General features: G+C 41.7%; 17 protein-coding genes. 5 read left to right on the forward strand and 12 right to left on the reverse strand.

Annotation, left to right across the window (positions count from 1 at the left end; all coding sequences use genetic code 11):
• The 3 genes from LH29_RS00005 to LH29_RS00015 form a co-directional block, all read right to left on the reverse strand.
• On the reverse strand, positions 1 to 1,893 hold a 1,893-nt coding region (locus LH29_RS00005; RefSeq protein WP_045025466.1), incomplete at its 3' end, for an HYR domain-containing protein.
• Positions 1,894 to 1,989: 96 nt separating this feature from the next.
• Positions 1,990 to 2,967 (reverse strand): PorP/SprF family type IX secretion system membrane protein, encoded by a 978-nt coding sequence (locus LH29_RS00010; RefSeq protein WP_082063352.1) that lies wholly within the window; start codon positions 2,965 to 2,967, stop codon positions 1,990 to 1,992.
• Positions 2,968 to 3,248: 281 nt separating this feature from the next.
• On the reverse strand, positions 3,249 to 4,469 hold the full coding sequence (locus LH29_RS00015; RefSeq protein WP_052670453.1) for a dipeptidase: 1,221 nt from the start codon (positions 4,467 to 4,469) through the stop codon (positions 3,249 to 3,251).
• Positions 4,470 to 4,710: 241 nt separating this feature from the next.
• On the opposite strand from LH29_RS00015, the gene LH29_RS00020 reads away from it, so the two are divergent.
• The 3 genes from LH29_RS00020 to LH29_RS00030 all read left to right on the forward strand — a co-directional run bounded on the left by LH29_RS00020 (position 4,711) and on the right by LH29_RS00030 (position 8,067).
• The gene (locus LH29_RS00020; protein ID WP_045025469.1) at positions 4,711 to 5,787 is read left to right on the forward strand and encodes a DUF3810 domain-containing protein; all 1,077 of its coding nucleotides are present in this window, start codon (positions 4,711 to 4,713) and stop codon (positions 5,785 to 5,787) included.
• A 91-nt stretch (positions 5,788 to 5,878) separates the two neighbouring features.
• Positions 5,879 to 6,715 carry an MBL fold metallo-hydrolase gene (locus LH29_RS00025; RefSeq protein WP_045025470.1) on the forward strand — a complete coding sequence of 279 codons (837 nt, stop codon included), beginning with the start codon at positions 5,879 to 5,881 and terminating at the stop codon, positions 6,713 to 6,715.
• 212 nt (positions 6,716 to 6,927) lie between these two features.
• The gene (locus tag LH29_RS00030) at positions 6,928 to 8,067 is read left to right on the forward strand and encodes an ATP-binding protein (RefSeq protein ID WP_052670456.1); all 1,140 of its coding nucleotides are present in this window, start codon (positions 6,928 to 6,930) and stop codon (positions 8,065 to 8,067) included.
• Here LH29_RS00030 and LH29_RS24710 read toward each other — a convergent pair whose 3' ends face one another.
• Positions 8,068 to 8,238 (reverse strand): hypothetical protein, encoded by a 171-nt coding sequence (locus tag LH29_RS24710; protein WP_198152310.1) that lies wholly within the window; start codon positions 8,236 to 8,238, stop codon positions 8,068 to 8,070.
• Between the two features lie 280 nt (positions 8,239 to 8,518).
• Here LH29_RS24710 and LH29_RS00035 point away from each other — a divergent pair, with 280 nt between their 5' ends.
• Positions 8,519 to 9,784: a BamA/TamA family outer membrane protein gene (locus LH29_RS00035; RefSeq protein WP_045025471.1), complete on the forward strand. Its 1,266-nt coding sequence runs from the start codon at positions 8,519 to 8,521 to the stop codon at positions 9,782 to 9,784.
• Positions 9,785 to 9,820: 36 nt separating this feature from the next.
• On the opposite strand, the gene rlmN is transcribed toward LH29_RS00035, so the two are convergent.
• From rlmN to LH29_RS00075, 8 genes are all read right to left on the reverse strand, one after another.
• Positions 9,821 to 10,840, reverse strand: a complete 1,020-nt coding sequence (rlmN, locus tag LH29_RS00040) for a 23S rRNA (adenine(2503)-C(2))-methyltransferase RlmN (RefSeq protein ID WP_045025474.1) — start codon at positions 10,838 to 10,840, stop codon at positions 9,821 to 9,823.
• A gap of 108 nt (positions 10,841 to 10,948) precedes the next feature.
• Positions 10,949 to 12,553 carry an amidase gene (locus LH29_RS00045; RefSeq protein ID WP_045025476.1) on the reverse strand — a complete coding sequence of 535 codons (1,605 nt, stop codon included), beginning with the start codon at positions 12,551 to 12,553 and terminating at the stop codon, positions 10,949 to 10,951.
• Between the two features lie 101 nt (positions 12,554 to 12,654).
• Positions 12,655 to 13,638 (reverse strand): glycosyltransferase family 9 protein, encoded by a 984-nt coding sequence (locus tag LH29_RS00050; RefSeq protein ID WP_045025479.1) that lies wholly within the window; start codon positions 13,636 to 13,638, stop codon positions 12,655 to 12,657.
• Between the two features lie 112 nt (positions 13,639 to 13,750).
• Positions 13,751 to 13,993: an ATP synthase F1 subunit epsilon gene (atpC, locus tag LH29_RS00055; RefSeq protein WP_045025481.1), complete on the reverse strand. Its 243-nt coding sequence runs from the start codon at positions 13,991 to 13,993 to the stop codon at positions 13,751 to 13,753.
• A gap of 17 nt (positions 13,994 to 14,010) precedes the next feature.
• Positions 14,011 to 15,516 carry a F0F1 ATP synthase subunit beta gene (gene atpD / locus LH29_RS00060; protein WP_045025483.1) on the reverse strand — a complete coding sequence of 502 codons (1,506 nt, stop codon included), beginning with the start codon at positions 15,514 to 15,516 and terminating at the stop codon, positions 14,011 to 14,013.
• A 134-nt stretch (positions 15,517 to 15,650) separates the two neighbouring features.
• Positions 15,651 to 16,634 (reverse strand): polyprenyl synthetase family protein, encoded by a 984-nt coding sequence (locus LH29_RS00065; protein WP_045025486.1) that lies wholly within the window; start codon positions 16,632 to 16,634, stop codon positions 15,651 to 15,653.
• Entirely contained in the window at positions 16,634 to 19,036 is a 2,403-nt protein-coding gene (locus LH29_RS00070; RefSeq protein ID WP_045025489.1) for an efflux RND transporter permease subunit, read from the reverse strand. Before LH29_RS00070 ends, LH29_RS00065 begins: the two co-directional genes overlap by 1 nt.
• Positions 19,037 to 19,135: 99 nt before the next feature.
• Entirely contained in the window at positions 19,136 to 20,494 is a 1,359-nt protein-coding gene (locus LH29_RS00075; RefSeq protein WP_052670457.1) for an outer membrane protein assembly factor BamB family protein, read from the reverse strand.
• 254 nt (positions 20,495 to 20,748) lie between these two features.
• Between LH29_RS00075 and LH29_RS00080 the strand changes: the two genes are divergently transcribed.
• Entirely contained in the window at positions 20,749 to 21,930 is a 1,182-nt protein-coding gene (locus tag LH29_RS00080) for a hypothetical protein (protein ID WP_045025491.1), read from the forward strand.
• The last annotated feature ends 15 nt before the right edge of the window (positions 21,931 to 21,945 follow it).

Genomic DNA, 21,945 nt, shown 5'->3' on the forward strand with positions numbered 1-21,945 from the left:
GCTTACATTCGTGGCACTCGTCGTCAGGATCACTTCAGCCGGCTGCGTGATGGTAATGCTCGTGCTAACTGTACTGGCATCACCATCATCCGTAACTGTGACACTATATGTTCCCGCCGAAAGACCTGTCTGATCTTCAGCTGAAGCTGACAAACCACTACCATCTGAGGTTGTCCAAGAGTAGGTATATGCTCCACTCCCATCAGTTATCGATAAATCTATCGCCCCATCACTACCCCCATAACAAGAGACATCAGTTTTGGAATAACTTATCGTTGCTGCCGTTCCCATCCCCGATTTCAAAACAACCTCTTCCGCTTCAACAGCAATCAAATGCTCGGCAACTCCGCGGTTTCCGTTTACATCGGTAATTTCATAAACCCGTGTAAGGGTGTAGGGGCAGTCCGGATTGCTTTTCGATTCAGAAGCCAGGCGGAAACTTGAATAATAAATTTGACAATTGTCTCGAACTGTACCGCCTGCATTGGCAAATTCAGACCAGGTTGAATAAGCAGCCGGGATAGATTGCCCGCATTTTCGTTGAATTGCTGCAGGAGCATTTAGCACCGGTGCCTGATTATCGGATACCAAAATACTAAAATCGAAGGACAATAAACGAACGCCATCCTCGTAAACCATTACGGTATAGTCGCCATCGCTTAAGGTACTTTGGTCTTCAGCTCCCTGCACAATACCACTTCCGTTTTGTGTCGACCATACAAAACTTACGATTCCTGATGTACCATTTACGGTCAGGTCAACCATTCCGGTTCTGCTGCCTTTACAACTAACATCGGTTTTTGAGAATAAGATTTCGGCCTGCGTTTCTGCTCCGGGTTCTAAAAGTACTTCCGGTTCGGTCGATTCAACTGTGGCTTCATAAGCCATTCCTTCTCCTGTTACCTCAATTACATGCTTAACTTCGCTTACATTGCCATCATCATCCGAAATACTATAGGTACGTGTTACTTTGTAGGGGCAGGTTATACCGCTGCTGGTTTGACCCACGTACCTAAAACTACCGTAATTAACCGAACAGTTGTCATTGGCACTTCCGCCAGCCTGTTCAAATTGTGCCCACGTTGTGAAAGCATCCGGTACCGGTTGTCCACATTCGCTTTCCGAATCCGGTGGTGCAATCAGTTGCGGTGCTTCAGCATCGGTTACGGTTACGGTAAAATTATGAACCGCCGTATTTACTCCATCGCTAATTCGATATTCAACCAGGGTTGAACCAACAGGAAACCGCTGACCCGAACTGTAATTACTGGTATAAATCAATTTATCCTGAGGTACACAATTATCCGTGGCAGATGGTTCGGTCCAACTTACATTGGCATAACATTCCCCGGGCAGGTTCCGAACCGTTATGTGTCCGGGAGAGCTGATTAACCGTGGAACCTGGTTATCTGAAACCGTAACAGTAAAGGTGCAGTTAATTGAGTTGTTGTAAAGAGTTGCACCACGATAAGTAATTACTGTTGTTCCCTGATTAAAAGTATAACTGCCAATTTGGTTGATACCGGAACCGTTCGAAGCGGCTTCGGTTGCACCTGTCATTTCCCAGCTGAGTGTTGAAATGATGCCGTTGGGATCGGAAATGTCTAAACCATTGCTGATAACTGCCACACAGGAATTCAGGTCGGTATATATGGAGATATCTTCCGGACAAACAATGCCAGTTGTATCGTCTTGAGAAGCAGGGTTGCCCGAAATTTCCGAAAGTGATTGGTTTGAAATTGAGGGTGAAACAAAACCCATTACAGAATCTATTGCAGGAGAGAATGAGGCATAGCTCTCACTACTCACAGCATTGGGTTCTGTAAAACACAGAAAAACAGCCAGCAAAAAGAATGCTGTTTTTAAAGTCTGGTTATGTTTCGATTTGGTCACTAATCAATTCTTTTTTTTAATAATTTTCGTCTTTACATAAATTTCAATTTAACCGTTATACATTCATTTTCGGGTTTGTAATTGAGTCTTTCGTCATTAAAAGTATCTGGACCTTAAATAGCTACGTCCAAAAAAGTCCACATCAAAACCAAACGTAAACTCAAAGGTTCCGTTCTGATATGGGTATATTTCGTTTGTTGTTATGTCCATTGCAAATCCCACTCTAAACTTGTTGCTAAACATCCAGTTTCCGGTAAAACATATGGCACCACCGGTACGCCCCAAAACACCTAGCCAAAGTTTTTCGCGGATCATAAAATTGGCAGCCAAATCAATCTGAATTGGCGTACCCCAGGTTGCCTTAACCAGCAATGTGGGTTTGAACACAAAATAATTAAAGGGGTCGAGCGGAAACACGTAACCACCGTTCAGGTATATGGTACGCACCTCGGCACTGGTAGAATAGTTATGAAAATTCTCTTTCAGATCGTTTTCAATAAGTTTGGGAATAGAGAATCCGGCATAAAAATAATCCTGGTAAATAAATATTCCGAAACCGAAATTGGGAAGAAATGATAAATCTACATCTTCATCAAAAGCCCTGTCGTACTTTCCGTCGGGATATAAAATGTATTCGGTAAGCGGGTTTTTATAGTTGGTAAAACCAAATTTCACGCCCATTCGCATACGTGTACGGCGCGATAGGTATACTTCGTAGGCGTAATCGCCCAGTACAGTTAAGCGCTTTTCGCGACCAAAAGTGTCGTTCATGATGTTGAGTCCAACACCAACAGCTTCGTTTCGTAAAGGTGAGTGAAATGAAATGTATTCAGTCAGAGGCGAACGGTTAATCCCGGCCCACTGTTTTCTTACTAAGGTGGTAAAACCTATCTTTTCCCACATTCCTGCATAAGCCGGGTTAATGATTTGGCCATTATACATGTATGAGGTGAAAATAGGATCTTGTTGTGCACCACACCTGAGTGATATTAGCAAGACAAATATCCCTAATACAACAATTCTTTTAATGACGATACAAATTTTCTCTTTACAACTATGGCAAACTACGACAATTTATTAACAAATGCAACTATATGTTGCGTAAAAAGATATTCACAAAGCCCTTAATAAATCAGTACTTTCAGAATTATCTTTGTTAATTTTCCCATATTGGGAAATGTTAATAACTCGGACGGACAAAATAAATTTTAATCCTGTCGTTAATCTTGCCTATTTAATAAAAAGAAAGTGCAAACCTCATCATCAAAAAATGGGGAAAGACGGCCCCGGTGATGATTATATTAAATAGAAGATATATTATCAGTCAAATATAGAATAATTTTCGTTTTTGTCTGTTAATTAACCGAACTCTTTTGAATAACCGCTGAAAATACGCGCAGGAAATTCCCGCCCCAAACTTTGGCAATTTCCTCTTCGGTATAACCACGTTTTAACATTTCGGCTGTGATGTTTGGCATCTGGCTCACATCGGCACAATCGGCCAGTCCGCCGCCGCCATCAAAATCCGAGCCAATCCCAACGTAATCAATTCCTACCAGTTTTTTTACATGATCGATATGATCTACACAATCGGCAACAGTTGGCAATTGTTTGGGGTATTTCTCATCCAGTTCGCGCCACTGTCTCCGCACTTCTGCCTGCTCCTCTTCGCTCATTTTTGCAAAACGTGTATTGAAAATTTTTCTTATTTCCTGTTCTTTCTGATAACGGACAGTGGTAGTATCGGGATCTTTAATGTAGTCGTCGAGCAAACAAATCTGAATTACACCACCGTTTTTAGCCAGTGCTTTTATCATATCATCGGTCATGTTTCGCTTATGACTGGCAATTGCACGCACACTCGAGTGCGAAGCAAAAACCGGAACCTTGCTCAGCTCTACCACATCGTAAAATGATTTGTCTGAAATATGCGAAACATCGATTAGCATTCCGAGGCGGTTCATTTCTTTTACCACCTCTTTTCCAAAGGGGCTTAATCCGTTAAATTCAGGCCCTTTTTTGTCGGTTGAAGAATCGCAAACATCATTGTTCGATGAGTGACAAAGTGTGATGTAACGAACTCCTTTATTGTAAAACTCCTCTACTCTGTTGAGTTCCTGACCCAGTGGAAATCCGTTTTCCATACCGATGTAAATGGCACGTTTACCTTCCTTTTTTAGGCGAACAACATCCCCGGGAGTAGTGGCCACTTCGGCCATGCTGTTATAATTTTTGCACACCTCATAAGTTTTCTCAATCATCTTATTCGCCATTTCGTAGGCATTCTGCGTATTCTCTTCGGTGCGTGGCCGCTGACTGGTAAATGCCGCAAAAAATATGGCATCCAATCCACCTTCTTCCATTCTCGGAAAATCAACCCGGCTTCCCGGCGCTTTGTTTGCTACCCCCACATCCAGATTGCCTTCCAACAGCGCCATTGGCGTATCACAATGTGTATCAATTGTTATTGCACGTTTATGTACTTCCATTGCTTTTCCATCTTTACCTTCACAAAATCCATTTAACCCCGCTAACAGTCCCCCAACCATTAGCAAAAAAGAATATGCCTTAATCATTATAAAATGTTTTTTGATTTTAAACTGAAAGCAATTATAACAAATGTATTTTATAATAGGCTGTATTCTGTCAAAAAGAATTTATATTATAATTAAAAATAAATTTTGGTCAATACGATTCACTCCAAAAAATCAAAAACCCACCACCTGTTTTGCATGTCTAACAGCCACGAGCAAAAGTGAAAGAGACGACCGTCCCGAATATCTTTAAATTTTGTCTTGTATATTTACCCGAAAAAAATTGAGAACAGACAGAAAACACAAATGGCTTATTCTTCCGGCGTTGGCAGGAATTGTTTTTGCGCTTACACTTATCCTGCGCCGACATCCCGGCTTTGTTGAAACCTGGTATGCGCAGCGAATCTATCCATTTATAGCTTCAATACTTTCAACCATTTCTTTTGTTTTTCCTTTTTCGCTTGATGATAGTTTTTACGCGATTTTGATCTTAATGCCTGTAGTTCTGCTCGTTCAACTATTTACAAAACGTATAAAATGGAAAGCTGCCGGAAAATTTTTGCTGAATACTATTGCCACAGTATATATCCTGTTTTATGTGCTTTGGGGATTCAACTATTTCCGCTCGCCGTTACCCGACCGATTGGGAATAAAAGACCGGGAACCCGATACGGAGGAATTTGTGCAATTTATTCACCAGTACGTTACTGAACTAAACCAATTACATTGCGATTTTGACACTGTTGACAAAGCTGAAATCGATCGCTTAATTGAAGAATCGTACCAACACCTGGCTCCGGTTTTACAGTTCGCGTACCCGATGGGCAAACGCCCCGACAAAACAATCACTTTCAGCGGATTTTATGTAAAATCAGGAATCACCGGTTATTTCGGACCATTTTTTAATGAAGTTCATGTAAACAAAAAGATTTTACCCATTGAATACCCCTATGTTTTGGCACACGAAAAAGCGCACCAGCTGGGCATAACAAGCGAGGCAGAAGCAAACTTTTACGCGTGGCTGGTTTGTTTAAACAGCTCGTCGCAACAAATCAGGTATTCGGCTAAATTGTTTATTTCATTTCATTTTTTCAGGCAGGCCCGTGGTCTGGAGGCCTATAAAGATCTTGTTGCCAAGATTTCGCCCGAAGTACAGGCAGACATCAACAGAATAACTGAACACTGGAACAAACTGCGTAATGCAACCATGGACAAAACAGCTTCGAAACTTAACGATGCGTATTTAAAACACAACAATATAAAATCGGGGATAAAAGATTATACGGGTGTGGTTGACCATGTTATGAACTTTTCGTTAGATTCGGCTTTTCAGCAGCGTCATGGTCTTACACCCCGTTAAATTCATTTACTTTTACAGCCAATAACAAAAGTTGGAAAAGAGATTGCTTCGAAAACTTCGTGCACCCAACTTCCGACTTCAAACTTTTTTTATGAAGCTAATTCCGATTTCTGCCGGTCATTTTCATTGCGATGGAGGAGCCTTGTTTGGCGCCATCCCAAAAGTATTGTGGAACAAAGTTTATCCGTGCAACGAAGATAATTTCACGCAGCTCACATTACGTTGTCTGTTGGTGGAAATCGCTGAACGTATAATACTTATCGAAACCGGAATTGGAAACCACTACCCCGAAAAACACCTCAAAAACAACGGAGTAACTTCGGTTGACGAACTAGAAAAATCGTTGGCCGAAAAAGGTTATTCAGCTGCTGATATTACCGATGTATTTTTCACCCACCTGCATTGGGACCACTGCACCGGAGCCGTTAAAAATGTTGACGGAAAACTGGAGCTTACCTTTCCGAATGCAACTTTGTGGAGCAGCAAAACTCAATGGGAACACGCTAAAATTTCGAATCCACGCGAGCAGGCAGCTTTCCATCGGCCGGTGCTGGATTTTATGATGGACTCGGGAAAATTACAGCTGATTGAAGAAGAAGGAGAATTTCTGCCAGGATTTGAGATAAGGTTTTTCGATGGCCACACGCCGGGACAAATGCTGCCCATCCTCCACACCGGGAAACACTCGTTTGTTTATACCTCCGATTTGTTTCCTACTGCCGCCAACATTCCATTGCTGTGGGTTTCGGCTTACGATCTCGATCCGGTTAAAGTAATGGAAGAGAAAGGAAAATTTCTGAAAGAAGCTGCCGAAAAAGACTATATCCTGTTTTTTGAACACGATTATTACACCGAATGTGCATCGGTGCAGGATACGGAAAAAGGCGTACAGCTGAAATCAAAATTTAGCATGGAAGAGCTCCTTTAGATTCAGACTAATGTCATGAACCAAACCCGATTCTTGCCCTTAATAATTTTTAAAAATCTGGAATAAACCAATTGTAGCTACCTGTAATTTGTCTACACAGCTAAAAAGAGCATCAAATACTCCCTAATTTGAATAAATTAAGGAACCACACTTCCCTAATTTTCATTTATCGTTCATTTCTCGTATCTTTCTGGTACAAAAAGGAAATTTCTATGAGATCAAAATGGTATAAAAGATACCTTGAGGAACAACCCGATAAAATATTTCAAAAAGGTAAAGTTTTTGTGTTGTATGGTCCCCGAAGGGTTGGAAAAACAGAGCTGTTAAAAAAATTAATTGCTCCATTTGAAGGTTCAATTTATGCTGGCACCGGTGACAACATGGAACTACGCGACATATTATCTTCCCAAAAGCTTAGTCAGTTAGATCTGAATTTTAAAAGTTACGATCTTATTTTTATCGATGAAGCACAACGAATTCCCCAAGTTGGATTGGCATTAAAGCTTCTAATTGACCATTTTCCAGACAAAACGATAATTGTTACAGGTTCCTCTTCTTTTGATCTTTCGAACAAAATTGGAGAACCATTAACCGGAAGAAGTACAACACGTATATTATATCCACTTTCCATTAATGAACTTTTTCCAGAAACCGGAGGAATGAAAATCCGGGAGCAGCTAGAAAACCTAATTATTTTCGGTAGCTATCCGGAAGCATTAACCTCTGAAGATATAAATGAAAAGACAGAATATCTATATGCACTGCGCGATTCGTATCTTTTTAAAGATATTCTGGAACTTGAAAACATAAAAAATCCATCAAAGATTACAGATCTGTTAAAGCTATTGGCATTTCAAATAGGACACGAAGTATCGATGACGGAACTGGGAAATAATCTGGGAATCGCCAAACAGAGTGTAGAGCGCTACCTTGATCTTCTGGAGAAAGCATTTGTTATTAAAAAAGTTGGAGGATTTTCACGAAACCTTCGGAAAGAAGTTGTAAAATCATCACGATACTATTTTTGGGATAACGGTGTAAGGAACGCCATCATCAACAATTTTGCGCCACTATCACAGAGAAACGACCACGGAATGCTTTGGGAAAATTTTCTTTTTATGGAAAGAATTAAAACCAGACACTACAAAAGGATTTTTGCTAACGACTATTTCTGGCGTACTTACGATCAACAGGAAATTGATTTGATAGAGGAACGCGATGGAAAACTATATGCTTACGAATTTAAATTCTCTCCTAAAAAAACCAGGATTCCAAAAGCATGGGAAAAAGCCTATCCCCATGCAGAATTTCAAGTTATTACCAAAGATAATTTTATTCAATTCCTGATTTAACTACTTCACCAATTCTTTGGTAGACAACAAACCGCAGGCAGCACAAATATCCTGCCCACGCGAAGCACGTATTGTGGTTAGAATTCCCTTGTTATTCAGGGCATTTTTAAAACTACTGACTAATCGATCATCATCAGGAGATAAAAATTGTTGTAACCAGCTCTTCTCCATTCGAACTGTCATATCAAATAGAAGAAACACAAAAAGGAAGAAACGTTGGTTAATAAATTTTGTCTGACCAACTTGACCAACTAAATCGACGATAGATTAACATAATATCTATCTGTCTGGTTTTAGCTTGTCCAGATTGATAGAAGAATGGGCTATTCATTTATCCCGTATATTATCTTTTTGTCCCAGCCGGATTCAGCATTACCCCATATAATTACATTTTATCCCAAACATCCCCTTTTATTTCCGACTAAAATTACAGGGATGTATTTTTAAGTTTATGAGCAAGAACATCTATTTGATTATATTTCTACTTTACATTTTTACTGATGTGTTTTCACAGGAGAACAAACCAACTGAAAACTGGCAAATCGATTCGATTGCCATCCATAAAAACTGGCGGACAAAAGATAAAATTATCCTTGAAGAACTGCTTTTTAGTATTGGCGACACTGTAAGCGAAGAAACCCTTAACAGGTCAATCAGCCGTATTTGGAACACCGGTAATTTTGCCAGTGTTTCCTATTCTGTCGATTCTGTTTCACTAACAAACCATGTTCTTATTTTAACCACTAAAGATGCTTTCAACCTTGTGCCATATGTCACTATCAGCGGAAATAAAGACGACAAAAAAGTATCTATGGGTTTCTCTGATGAAAATTTTTTAGGACGGAACATTAACCTGGGACTAAATGGCAGTATAGGAACCTACAAAAGTTCTTATAAATTATCGGTAGGGATTCCGCGCCAATTGTTGCACAAAAACATGACTCTTTCGTTTTTGGCCTCAGGCAGCACGGGCAATAATTTCCGTTATAAAAACAATAAAAAGGTTTCTGCTATTGCCTACCATGCCAAACAGTTTTCGGGCAATGTTGGTAATCCCTGGCACACCGATTATAAATACACCTTTTCGCCCAACTTTGGCTGGAATTTATTTCAACACAAAACAGATACTTCATTAATTGATACGGACATTCCTTTAGTAGCTGATTATACTGTTAACTATCTGGCGCTTTCGGTAAGTGAATCCATTGGTTTGATCAACCGCATCAGGCATCAACACAATGGCTATTCCATTTCGGCGTCGTACACTGCAGGGATCGGGCTCGACAAAAACAGCCCTGCCTACCATGAATTTGACTTTGGCGCTTCTTACTACAATACGCTTAACCGGGTTGTTGAACTTGCTGCTTCTTTTTCTACCGGATATACAACATCTACATTACCTTCGCTTCTTCATTATTTAAATTCAAACGATGTAAAAGGGATTGTTAACGGACAGGAATCGGGAAAAGGAAGTTACAACATTAAATTAAACGGAGGATTTACCTACCTCTATTACAGCTGGTTTGCACTGGAGCATTCGATTTATACGCATTTTGGGATGGCCAATGACAGGTATTTTTACATGTACAGAAGAAAACCCCGGGTTTCACTGGGAACAAAAATACGGATTTGGACACCTGTGATCCCCTGGCTGGCTGCCAGCATTCATTTTACTTATGTGAAAGGGAATAACAACTGGTTTCACCTGGATATATAAACCTAAATATGCATTTATCCTGATTATAAAAAGGCCCTATTTCACCAATTCTTTGGTAGAAAGTAAACCGCAGGCAGCATAAATATCCTGCCCACGCGAAGCACGTATTGTGGTTAGAATTCCCTTGTTATTCAGTGCATTTTTAAATCGCTGAATAGTTTCTTCTCCCGGGCTTTTAAGCGGCGTTCCGGGGACCGGATGAAAACGAATCAGGTTAATTCGGCACTTCAACCCACTGAGTAATCGGGCCAGTTCATCAACATGTTTCTGTGAATCATTCAAATCTTCAAACAAAATGTATTCGAACGACACACGGCGCTGACGGCCAAAGTCCCAGCTTTTTATTTCTTCAACCACCTCTTCAACCGGGTAAGCCACCTGAACCGGCATAATTTTCTGGCGCTCTTCGTGGAAAGGTGTGTGCAGACTCACTGCCAGGTGTGCCTCGCTTTTTTCAAGGAAAGTCAACATCCCGGGAATGATTCCGATGGTTGAAACAGTTATTCGTCGCGGACTCATGGCAAATCCCCATTCCGATGTCAGGATTTTGAGGCTTTTCAAAACTTCTTCGAGGTTATCAAAAGGTTCGCCCATTCCCATGTATACAATGTTGCTTACCTCTTCTACTTCGTCGATACTTTTTATCTGGTTGATAATCTCTCCGGCAGAAAGTTGCCCCTGAAAACCTTGTTTCGCCGTAAAACAAAACAGGCACCCCATTTTACATCCTACCTGCGAACTCACACAAACCGTCTTCCGGTCGCGCTCAGGAATCATCGCCGTTTCGATAAATTTATTCTGGATTGTCGGGAACAGATATTTTCGTGTACCATCGATACTGGCACTCACTTTTGTGTAAGGCGTTAAACCATACTCAAAGCGTTCGTTCAGCAATTCACGGGCTTTTTTCGAGAGATTGGTCATCTCCTCAATCGAGCTGATCTGCTTTTTATACAACCAATCTGTGATTTGTTTAGCCGTAAATTTTGGCAGCCCCAACTCTACCACCAACTCCTGCAATTCCCCTAATGTTTTCCCGAATAATCGCTCCTTCATACCTGTAAATTTGCTGCAAAGATAACGCAAAAATTTTTGCGAGACTTTGTGTCTTCCCTATGTAACTTTTGGGAAGGACTTCTTAAACAACAAATGTGAAGAAGAGTTTTATCCCATCAACGATTTTTTGAACTCCGGAGCCTTCCGATGTTTGGTAACTTGCTCGAAAGCATAGGCAATCTCAAGCAAAACAGGCTCGCTCCAGGCCCGGCCAAAGAATGAAAGTCCAATCGGGAGACCTTCAACAAATCCCATGGGCACCGTAATATTCGGATAGCCGGAAATAGCTGCCGGCGAAGAACTACCACCGGTAAAACTGTCGCCGTTTACCCAGTCGATACTCCAAGTCGGACCGTTTGTTGGAGCAATTATCGCATCCAGATTGTGGGCATCCATCAAGGCATCAATTCCTTCTTTCCCTGCATAACGTTTTGAATCGGCCAGCGCTTGCAGGTATTCTTCCGAGTTCAAATCGCCTTTTGCCTGTGCCTCTTCAAAAATCTCATGCCCAAACCAGGGCATTTCTTTATCGGCATTGGCCTTGTTAAACTCGATCAGTTCTGCCAGCGATTTTCGTGGTGCAGAAGGATGTTCCTGTAGGTATTTATTCAGGTCAGCTTTAAATTCATAAAGCAGCACTTCGTAAGATGGGTTCCCCCATTTGCGATTCGTTTCAAATTTCACATCTTCAACCAACTCAGCACCGCTTTTCTGCATCACCGCAATGGCATTTTTCATTAATTCCTTCACCTTCTCATGCGATGGTATCATTTGCAAAGCTATACCAATTCGTTTTCCTTTTAATCCGTCCGGTTTTAGAAAAGAAGTATAGTCGTTGTAAATTTTTCCTTGCTCTAAATGCGTTTCAGCGTCATCAGCATCAAACCCGGCCAAAGCCCCCAGTAAAATTGCAGCATCGGTAACATTTCGGGCCATCGGGCCGGCAGTATCCTGACTGTGCGCAATTGGGATAATTCCCTGGCGGCTCCACATACCCAGAGTAGGTTTAATGCCCACTATCCCGTTAATTCCCGACGGACAAACAATAGAACCGTTGGTTTCGGTACCAATACCAATAGTGCTGAGGTTACCCGAAACAGCTGCCCCAGTGCCCGAGCTGGAACCACACGGACTACGATCAAGACAAAACGGATTTCGCACTTGTCCACCTCTTCCGCTCCAACCACTTGAAGAATTGGTGGACCGGAAATTTGCCCACTCGCTGAGGTTGGTTTTCCCCAGCAAAACAGCTCCGGCATCGCGTAATTTTTTTACAATAAATGCATCCTTTTCCACCACATTGCCCTCCAATGCCAGCGATCCGGCAGTGGTTTGCATTTTATCGCCCGTGTCAATATTGTCTTTAATCATTACCGGAATACCGTGCAAAGGTCCGCGAACTGTTCCGTTTTGTCGTTCCTCATCCAGTTTTCGGGCAATATCCAGCGCCTCCGGGTTAAGCTCAATTACCGACCTTAAATACGGATCGACCAACGCAATACGATCGAGGTATTTTTGGCAGATAATTTCTGCTGTCAATTCTCCGGATTCCATTTTTTGCTGCAGTTCCGTTGCCGTTGTTTCATTTAAATCAAATGCTGCCAGATCAGCTTCTCCCTGCACAGCAGACTCTTGCACACAAGCAGTTACACCACTTAAGGCGACAACAGAACCACCCAGGGCTGTTGTTTTAAAAAAGGAACGACGTTTCATATATTACAGATTAAGAGATTTCCAAATATGAGTATTGAGACATGAGATTAAAAATACGAATTATATTTGATCGGAATAAAACGAAACAACCTTCCGGTAGTTCAGAAATTAGTGTTGATCCACTCAACAGCCTTTTCAATATCAATATCTTCCATACATTTGAAATGCTTTTTAGGGCATTTCTGGTGGCCAAGCTTGGAACAGGGACGACACCTCAAGTCGTTTACCTGCATTATTTCCGATGACTCTCCCGGCTGATAGGGTGTCATTCCAAACTCCGGAATGGTATTCCCCCAAAACGAATAGATATTCTTTTTAAAAGCCGCTGCAATATGCATTAATCCCGTGTCGTTAGCCAGCACCAGTCGCGAATCGCGTAATAATGAAGCCGATTGGTTAAGTGATATTTTTCCGGCAAAATTCAGCACATTGCCTTTCGACTGCGAAAGTACCTTTTCGCCTTCGTCGTATTCATTTTTACCGCCCAGCAAAATTACAGGATATGGAATCTTCTGACAGATTTCGCTGACCTTATGAACGGGTAGTTTTTTAGTAAAATAAGTGCCGGCGATTACAAACGCCACATAACCATTCTGAAAAGACTCGGGCAAATCATTCTGCTTAAACGAAGTTGTTTCATCGATAAAATAATCGAGCCCTTTGTTATCATTTTTTACATCAAAAACCGAAGCCGTTTCCAGGTACCGGTCCACGATGTGCACATCGGGCAAGCGATTCATCTTTAAACGAATCATCAGAAACTTCTCCCAATTGATTTTATTCACCGCAAACGACTGCATTTTTAGGCGGCGTTTTATTTTATTGCTTCTGAAATTGTTATGAAGGTCGATAATATAGTCGTAGTTTTCTTTTGCCAATTCGTGAATCAGCATCCCCATATTATCCTCGAGAAAATGAACCTTATCGATATGCGGATTGGAATAAACCAGGCAGGCAAACTTCTTTTTGGTTACAAAGTGCACTTCTGCATTCTCCACCTGTTGCTTCAAACCACGTACAACCGGCGTTGTAAGAACAATATCGCCAATGGAGCTAAAACGTATTACCAGAAATTTGACCTTCATTTTTTACAAAGTATCTAAGATATCATAATTTTGGAGAACTCGAATTGGTGACACAAAAAATCCCCGCAGAAGATTTCTACGGGGACTCTTTAACTATCTTATCTTTATTGCACTAAGTTGATTCAACCAATACAATAATTTTATTTGCCTTATTTTCAATTACACCTCCGTCAACTTCAAAATGCTGCTCTTCGCCACTTTTTTCTATAATTTTCAGCACACCTTTTTCGAGTGTTGAAATAATTGGCGCATGGTTTTTAAGTATTTCAAAGCCACCTTTGCTTCCCGGAAGTTGAATGAGTTTTACTTCCCCTTCAAAAACTTTTTTATCCGGTGTAATTATTTCTAAATGCATGGTTTTCCTTTCTGATTTTAGTTATCAGCTAACAATTTTTCACCTTTTTCGATGGCCTCCTCAATAGTACCAACAAGGTTAAATGCAGCTTCAGGATATTTGTCAACCTCGCCGTTCATAATCATTCTGAAACCTTTAATGGTATCTTCAATCGAAACCAGTTTTCCTTCCAACCCGGTAAATGCCGAAGCAACAAAGAACGGCTGCGAAAGGAAACGCTGAACACGACGTGCACGGTGAACTACCAACTTGTCTTCTTCCGAAAGTTCGTCCATACCCAGAATTGCGATAATATCCTGCAATTCGGTGTAACGCTGTAGCAACATAATCACATCCTGTGCGCAGCTGTAATGCTCATCGCCAACAATTTCAGGAGTAAGAATACGCGATGAAGAATCGAGCGGGTCAACCGCAGGATAAATACCCAACTCGGCAATTTTACGACTTAATACCGTTGTGGCATCGAGGTGGGCAAATGTTGTTGCCGGCGCAGGGTCGGTCAAGTCATCAGCAGGCACGTAAACCGCCTGTACCGAAGTAATCGAACCATTTTTTGTAGAGGTAATCCGTTCCTGCATAACACCCATTTCGGTGGCCAGCGTTGGCTGGTAACCTACTGCCGATGGCATACGACCGAGCAGTGCCGAAGTTTCAGCTCCCGCTTGCGTAAAACGGAAAATATTGTCGACGAAGAAAAGAATATCACGACCACTTCCGGCAGAACCGTCGCCATCGCGCAAACTTTCAGCAATTGTTAATCCTGAAAGTGCAACACGTGCACGTGCACCCGGTGGCTCATTCATCTGACCAAATACCATGGCCAGCTTCGATTTTTTTAGTCGCTCCGGATCAACTTTCGAAAGGTCCCAACTACCTTCTTCCATCGATTTCTTGAATTCTTCACCGTAATCTACGATGTTGGCTTCAATCATCTCACGAAGCAAGTCGTTTCCTTCACGGGTACGTTCTCCAACACCGGCAAATACCGATAATCCCGAGTGTGCCAGTGCAATGTTGTTGATCAGCTCCTGGATCAATACGGTTTTTCCAACACCGGCACCACCAAACAAACCAATTTTACCACCTTTTGCATAAGGCTCAATCAGGTCGATTACCTTAATACCCGTGTATAAAACTTCGGTTTCAGTTGTTAAATCTTCGTATTTTGGTGGTTCGTTATGAATGTTCAATCCTTCTTTTGGCAATTGCTCTAATCCGTCAACCGAGTCGCCTACTACATTTAACAAGCGACCCAATGCAATCTCTCCTTTTGGCATGGTAATAGGCTTACCCAGAGCATGTACCGCGGTACCACGTTGCAATCCATCGGTTGAATCCATTGCAACACAACGAATAGTGTTTTCGCCAACATGTTGCTGACATTCTATTATTAAACTTTCTTTGCCTTCGCGGGGAATTTCCAATGCATCGTAAATTGATGGAAGTTCACTGCCTTCACTATCGAAACTAACATCTACTACAGGTCCGATAACCTGTAATATTTTTCCTATGCTCTGAGCCATATTGGATTAGATTTAAGTCCGGTTTAAACCGTTTTTCGTTAAAATTTTATAGACCCAACAAATTTAGCATAGTTTTGTTTCTATGCAAGATGGGAATTCGCTTTTGTAATTTTATATAACCGGGTAAAAGCCCTCTAATGCTTACGTGTAAGCATTTTGTGCGCAAGGTTTCGAAGTGGCTGTTTTACAACATCCTGCACATTTAAATCATCTAAAATACAGATAGCACGATTGAAAAAGTCATTTACTTTTTCTTCGGCAATATTTTTTACTCCAACCGAGTGGTAAAGTTTGGTAACGGCAGCAATTTTTTCCTTCGGATCAAAGTCTGTTTTCTCAATCCAGTTTATCAGCGTTGCTTTTTCATTTTCCGAAGCTTTTGCCAGGGCATTAATCAGTAAGAATGTTTTTTTATTGGCAAGAATATCGCCGCCAATTTGTTTACCAAACACCGCCTGATCGCCAAAAGTATCCAACAAATCATCCTGAAGCTGGAAAGCCAGTCCCAGGTTAATGCCAAAATCGTAAAGCTGGTTTGCAAGGTTTTCGGGAGCATTGGCTAAAAGTGCCCCCACCTTTAAACTACATGCCAACAGAACAGCTGTTTTCAGGCGAATCATTTCAAGGTATTCCTCTTCGGTAACATCCATTCGCTGTTCAAAATCCATGTCGAATTGCTGGCCTTCGCAAACTTCCAAAGCGGTTTTACTGAATACCTCAAGCACTTCGGGCAGTGCTTCTGAACGTTCTTCTAGGAAATACCGATACGATTGAAAAGCCATGGCATCGCCGGATAAAATAGCTGCATTTTCGCTGAATTGTCTATGAACAGTCGGGCGGCTTCTGCGCACATCCGCTTTGTCCATTATATCATCGTGAAGCAGTGTAAAATTGTGGAAAACTTCAATACCAACAGCGGCAGGAATGGCCTGCTCAACAGTTTCGGAAAACATATTACAGGCCAGCAAAACCAACACCGGACGCAAACGTTTTCCACCCATATCAAGCGAATACTTTATTGGTGCATACAATTCAACCGGTTGATTACTGAGCAGTTCTTTCGAGCGCTTTTCAATTTCGGCACTCACTCTGTTTTGAAGTTCTTCTACGGTATACATTAGTTTCCCAAATTTAATTCGTCATCAGGAACAATTTCCAGGTCATCAAGTTCAATATCTTCTTCTTCATCGTAAATATGAAGCAGTGGTTCTTTAAAGGCTTCGGTTGTTGTAAGGCGCTCAAGGCCCGACAATAACGATGGCAGCAAAATCAGGTTTGATGTTACGGCAACCAACAAGGTTAACGAAACCAAAATTCCCATGGCCTGTGTTCCTCCGAAGTTGGAAATGGTAAAAATTCCGAATCCAAAGAACAACACCACCGACGTGTACAACATACTAACACCGGTTTCTTTTAATGCAATTACCACCGATTTTCGGATGTCCCAGTTGGTCATGTTCAGCTCCTGCCGGTATTTGGCCAAAAAGTGAATCGTATTATCAACCGAAATACCAAAAGCGATGCTAAATACCAGAATGGTTGACGCCTTTATCGGAATTCCCGTAAATCCCATTACCGCCGCGGTAAAAATCAGCGGGATTATGTTTGGTGTAAGCGATAAAATCACCATTCTCCACGAAGAGAACATAATGGCCATAAATGTGGAAATCAGCAAAATAGCCAGCCCCAAACTCGAAAAAAGGTTCTTTAATAAATACTGGTTTCCTTTAAAAGCTATAATACTTGATCCGCTAACGGTTACATCGTATTTGTCGGAAGTAAAAATCGAGTCGATATCGGCATTAAACTGCGTATACAATTCCTCCATTCGTTTGGTGCCCACGTCTTTAACACGGATGCTGATTCGGGTAATTTGTCGTGTGCTGTCCATAAACGAATGTAACAACCCGGCATTCTCCTCGCCCGTTGCTGCATATTGCAGGATAAAGTTCTTCTCGCGGTTATTGGGCAGACTGTAATAGCGCTCGTGGCCATTATAAAACGCCTGTTTGGCAAACTTAAGCAGGTTAAGCAGCGAAATTGATGCCGACAGTTCTGGATATTCGGCCAGGCGTTCTTCCAACTGCTCTATTTTTTGGAAAGTGCTTAGCTGCATAACGCCCTGTGGCTTTTTGGTGTCGACCATAATTTCCAAAGGCATCAGTCCGTTAAAGTTGCTTTCAAAAAATTTCAGATCGACATAAACAGGATCATCTTCCGGGATATCGTCGAGCATATAACCTGAACTTTTCATTAGGGTAATTCCGTAAATGCTTACCACAATTATACCGATAGTTGCAAAGTAAACCACCTGCCGGTAATTTTGGGTAATGTGCATCAGTTTACGGATTATCGAAGTCACAAGCTTACTATCGAGATGACCAACGTGGCGCGACGATGGCGCTCCGATAAAACTGAATATAATTGGAATAAGCAGCAGCGAAAGAATAAAAAGCCCCAGAATGTTCAGCGAGGCGATGATACCAAACTGCCGCAAAATATCGCTCTTTACAATAACAAACGTAGCAAATCCTGAAGCCGTGGTAAGGTTGGTTAAAAAGGTGGCATTACCAATTTTAATGATTACACGCTGCAGTGCTTTTATTTTATTTCCGTGGCTAACGTATTCATGATGGAATTTATTCAGCATGTAAATACTGTTCGGAATTCCGATAACGATTAACAAAGGCGGAATCATTCCGGATAAAAGGGTGATTTTGTAGCCAAACAGCGACAACATTCCCATGGCCCAGATAACGCCAACGATTACAATAAGTACCGGAACAAAAACAGCTTTAAACGACCGGAAGAACAGGAACAGTACCACGATACAAATTAACAGCGCCAGCACACTGAACATGTACAACTCGCGCTTAATTTTTACCGAGTTTACTACCCTGATGTAAGGCACCCCCGAGTAATGAAGCTTTACATCTTCTTTCTGCTCGAAATTATGGCAAACCTCCTGAATTCCGGCAACCAGGTCTTCGCGCTCCTTGCTTGCCATTTTATCCTTGTTTACCGTAATAGCCAGCAGGTAGGTGTCGGTTTCGTCGTTATAAACCAGTTTTCGGTAGAAGGGCAGCCGCTTAAATTCGGCCACGCAGGCATCCAGTTCTTCCTGAGTTGAAATCGTATCCGGAAAGGTATTTACAACTTCAAACTGTTTTTCGTCCTTGTTTTTTTCAAGGTTGTAGGTGTTTGATACCGAAAGCAGATTTTCAACGCCATCCACTTCTTTCAAATCATTGCACAGCGTTTTCCATGCATTAAAATGATCGAGGCGAAAAAAATTCGAGTCCTGTACACCAACAATGATCAGGTTGCCTTCCTGACCAAATATTTTTACAAAATTCTGATAATCTTTATAGGCTTGATCTTTCTTTGGCAACAATGAAGCATACTCATACGACATCTCCACTTTTCGGGCATGATATCCCAGAAAAATGGTAATAACAGCCAAAACTGAAAGAAAGAGGATTCGATTCCTAAGGATTAGTCTGGATAGTTTAATCCACATGTCTAAATTTCTAAATAAGCGACGAAAGTATACAAATTCCTGAGTTTTGAAAAATGCTTCAATCCAAGGTTAAGCGAATTTAAAACTTTTTAAAATTCATCATTCCATTTCAGAAATGGCGATGAGATTTTTGGCCGTTCTGATTAAAAGGTAACCCTCGGTTATAGCCGGTGTCGACATAACCGTCTGTTCCAATTTATTCGTTGCTAAAAGTTCATATTCCGGGCCCGCTTTTACCGAATACACATTACCATCGTTATCAGCAATATACACTATTCCGTCGGCAGCCACCGGCGACGATGTATAACTGTTTCCTTCACCTACTTTTTCCGAGTACATCTCCTCTCCGGTTTTGGCATCGTAGCATGTCAGACGCCCGTTCCAACGTGCGTTGTACAGGTAACCATCATACAACAACATGGTTCCCATGTAAGAGCCACCACGTAGTTTTGCCCATTTTACAAATTCATTCGAAGTTGCCCGTTCTTCCAAAGTAATATCGCCCACCGCATTTTTCTGAATGGCATAAACCGGCGAAACCTTGCCGTGGGCACTGTTAAAATAAATATAATCGTTGCCAATAACCGGCGACGGAACCGGAATATCGCCTCCTCCGGACATTCGCCATATTTCTTTACCGGTTTTAAAATCGTAACCTCCGCGGTGCTTATATCCATTCACCACAACAATGTCCTTTTCACCTTCAGAATAAATATTTGGAGTTGACCAGCCTGGATATTCGTCGCGATTCTGTTTCCACAGCTCTTCGCCGGTTTTAATATCGTAAGCTGCTACAAACGAGTTCTCCTGCACATCGCACTGAATAATGACCACATTATTATGAATGAGTGGCGAGCTTGAAAATTCCCATTCGGCTTCCTTCACCAGAAAGAACGACGATTTTAGCACTCCAAAATCTTTCGACCACTGCAGTTTTCCATCCATATCGTAACAGTACAATCCTTCCGATCCGAAAAAAGCTACTACAAATTCGCCGTTTGTTGCCGGCGTACAATTGGCATGCGACGACATGGGATGACGTTTTTGCTCGGGAATACCAGTATACGAGGTTTTTTCCCACTCGATTTCTCCCGAATGTTTATTCACACAATACACCCGCCAATAATGAATAGAACTATCCGGCACTGAACCTATCGATCCGTAAATACCGGTTTTTACATCGCCCTCATCTTGTTCACTAACTGCTGTGGTTACAAAAACCTTGTCGCCCCAAACAATTGGGCACGAATGCCCCAGGCCGGGAATGGCCGTTTGCCAGGCAATATTTTTATTGGTAGCGACATCCCACGTTTCGGGCAGATTGGCGTTATCCAGATAACCGGAAATAGATTTTCCGCGGTACATACTCCACTGCCTCGACGCATCGATTTGCTGCCCAAACGCTGACAAATACAAAATTGCAGTAAATAAGGTGAGAAACGATTTGATTTTCAACATGTGAATAGATTTTACTTTTGCTAATTTAATGAAAGTTGACCGTTCTCAAAACTCTGATTTTTAATCTTTCCTAAGCCGGAAGCAATTTTTATATCACAATCGGAAAAAACCATAATCATTTGTGGATAATCTGCTGAAACCCATACTCAGCATTTTGGGTATAAAGACATGGAACCAAAATAGCGGGAAACGAGCAATACATTGTATACATGCAATAAACGAATCCGATTAAAAACCTATCGACAACTAAAAACATGCAAAAAACACTGCTATACACCATCATTTTTTACTTTGCGGGTATCGCATCCTCGCTTGCGCAAATACCCGAACCTCAGTGGCAAAAACAATCGGGTGCAAGGGGCTGCGACTTTTATACTGATATTATAGAAGACGCCAACAAAGGTTACGCGGTTACCGGAGCGGTTAAAGTTGCCGGGCACTCCTTTGATTTTCAACTGATTCGTTTTGATGAAAATGGCGACACACTTTGGACAAAAATTATTGGTACCGAAAAAAACGAAATTCCGAAACGTCTTACACAGCTCACCGATAAAAGCTACGTTCTGCTGGGCACTTCATCAGAGGGCGAAACGCAAAGTTGCCTTTTGGTGCGGCTGGATGAAAACGGAACAAAATTATGGGAAAAGACTTTAGATGCTGAATACCTGTCGGTTGAAGACATTATTTCGCTGCCCGAAAACCGCTTTGCCATTGCCGGCTCGAAAAGCGAAAACCCTGATGATCCGAAAATTTTAATGGCCACACTGAATGAAAATGGTGAAATAACCATGGAACGATTATTTATGACCAACATGTCGGGGTGTGCGCGGGCAATAAAAAAACTTCCTGACAGCGATTATGCCCTAGCGGCCCAGGTTAGCGAAACCGGTAAAAACAATTGCGACATTGTTGCCATACGCATTAGTTATACGGGAAAAGCAAAATGGTATTCGTGGATTAAAACACCCGACCAAAAAGTGTGGCCCGAATGTATTTGCTGCTCTCCCGACAGTGCTTTTATGGTTGTTGGCTGGAACGGAAAATGTTTAAGTGACATCAACTCCGCCGATCCTATTTTTGATTACGACCTGGTTTTGAACAAGATCGACGCAAGCGGCGAAATTTTGTGGACCAAAAGTGTCGACCGCGAAGGTTCGGAAGGCGGAAACGCCCTAACAATTCGCCCCGATGGCACTTTTATGGTAGCCGGAATAAAAGCCACATCGTTCCTCGGAAATGTTGGGCCCTGGTTATTAAATATCGATCCGGATGGTAACGAACTAAACGAAAAGTTACTTAACCTGCATTTTAATAACGATAACGCATCGCGAATTATAAACAGCTCCGACGGTGGTTTTGTAGTAATTGGCCCGGGTTTACAAGAAGAAACCAACACCCGAAGTGATGGCTGGATTATAAAATTTGGTGCTTTGTAGCAACCGGTAGCAGAA

Source organism: Draconibacterium sediminis, assembly GCF_000949475.1.
Taxonomy (GTDB): domain Bacteria; phylum Bacteroidota; class Bacteroidia; order Bacteroidales; family Prolixibacteraceae; genus Draconibacterium; species Draconibacterium sediminis.